This window comes from Leptolyngbya sp. FACHB-671 (assembly GCF_014695745.1).
Taxonomy (GTDB): Bacteria; Cyanobacteriota; Cyanobacteriia; order Elainellales; family Elainellaceae; genus JAAUTN01.
This window is the reverse complement of the sequence record NZ_JACJOV010000038.1, coordinates 1-1,713: the sequence shown is the minus strand read 5'-3', so window position 1 is coordinate 1,713 and position 1,713 is coordinate 1. Positions and strand designations below refer to the sequence as shown.

The 1,713-nt window shown below is 46.1% G+C and carries 3 protein-coding genes; all 3 read left to right on the top strand.

Going from position 1 to position 1,713, the window contains the following annotated elements; translation table 11 throughout:
• On the top strand, nucleotides 1-190 hold a 190-nt coding region (locus tag H6F93_RS02015), incomplete at its 5' end, for an IS1 family transposase (protein ID WP_190678820.1).
• Nucleotides 191-353: 163 nt separating this feature from the next.
• On the top strand, nucleotides 354-620 hold the full coding sequence (locus tag H6F93_RS33260) for a twin-arginine translocation signal domain-containing protein (protein WP_199313431.1): 267 nt from the start codon (nucleotides 354-356) through the stop codon (nucleotides 618-620).
• Nucleotides 617-1,351, top strand: a complete 735-nt coding sequence (locus tag H6F93_RS33255) for an aldo/keto reductase (RefSeq protein ID WP_199313430.1) — start codon at nucleotides 617-619, stop codon at nucleotides 1,349-1,351. Before H6F93_RS33260 ends, H6F93_RS33255 begins: the two co-directional genes overlap by 4 nt.
• Nucleotides 1,352-1,713: the final 362 nt, after the last annotated feature.

The following is a 1,713-nucleotide window of genomic DNA, read 5'->3' as shown; positions in this document are numbered from 1 at the left end:
AGATGGCGATCATCTGGTGAGCAAAACAGCCATGACTCGGGTTGAAGGAGAAAATAGTCGATTACGGCACCATCTGGCGCGGCTGCACCGCAAAACCTTCTGCTATTCCAAGTCCATTGAGATGCTTCAGGCATCGATTCGCTTGTTAATTTACTACTTGAAGCATCGACAAGTGCCTACTTTGAAATGATCATTCACCCATTGTGCAACGCCCCTCTCTAACTATGATAAAGACACAGTTGCTTACGGTTTGTAATTGAATTGCAGGCTATGAGCGCCAGAATCGTTGTGGCGTGTTCTTCAAGCACTGATTCTTTTAATGAATTAACTCTTTGCTGAATGGAGTGATTGTAATGCACCAGGAAAACTCTTACTCATCTAATCCGCAACCCTTTTCCCGACGTGCTGTGATCAAAGCAATAGGCATAGGTGCTGCGACTGCGGCTTTTTCTCCTCTCATTCAGGGTGGATCTCAAGCTGCTCAATGTCAAGCGACTCAAGCTCAAACGTCGCACAACCAAGTTGCTCAGGCTAGTTCAACTCAGTCCTCAGAAATTATCACAAAGTTAATTCCTCGAACGAATGAACAGGTACCCGCGATCGGTATGGGAACTTTTTGACGTTTGATGTATTGTCTGACCAGCCACGCAATCACCTTCAAGAAGTAATACGCCGTTTTTGGGATGGAGGTGGACGAGTCGTTGATGTCTCGCCGCTCTATGGGATGTCCGAGGTAAACGTAGGCGAATTTGCATCAGCCCTTAACATCACTGACGATCTGTTTATCACTAACAAAATTTGGGCAACAGGTGAGTATTTAGGTGACGGCAGTCATGCATTACGCCAACTTGAGCAGTCTATGCAGCGATTATCACGCGATTGCATGGATGCAATGCAAGTTCACAGTCTAGTGAATGTCGAAATGGTGATTCCATTTTTACGTGAATGGAAACAGGAGGGTAGAATCCGTTATTTAGGGGTAACTCATCATGATTTGTCCTTATATGCTGCCCCAGTTGCGCGATGGATTGAGAATGGTGAGCTAGATTTTGTGCAAGTTCGCTATTCGATCTTTGAGCGTGGCGTTGAGGATCGAATTCTTCCAGCGGCGGCTGACCAGGGAACTGCTGTATTGGTTAATATGCCTTTTGAAAAGGCACGTCTATTTGAAGTAGTTCAGGGACAACCGTTGCCCGACTTCGCCAGCGAAATTGGCTGTGAAAACTGGGCCCAGTTTTTCTTGAAGTATGTAATCTCCCATCCCGCTGTAACCTGTGCTATTCCTGCCACGACCAATCCTGATCATGTCGTTGAAAGTTTAGGAGCAATGAGAGGTTCACTTCCCGATTAGGAGATGCGGACTCGGATGGTGCGACACATAGAAAGTCTCCCTGGCTTTGACAATCTCGCCCAAATGCCTTGGTATCCCGGCAAACAGTTCAATGGATTGGTGCGTTTGCCAGGGTCAGCTGCGACTCAAAATGCCAGAAGAAGTAATTAACTTAGTGAGTACTGTTAGTGTCTATCATGAATCAGATCATCAGAGGGCGATTGCCTCAATTCATTACTCTGAAACGCTTCCTTGGAAGACTAACGGGAGGATACTGTTGGCGAACCCTGACTGGGATCACATTGGTTATCCTAAAGAGCAATTTCCTTTGAGTCTTGAAAAGTGAATTGCGATGTCCCTAGCATTTGAGCCAATTCCTCCTG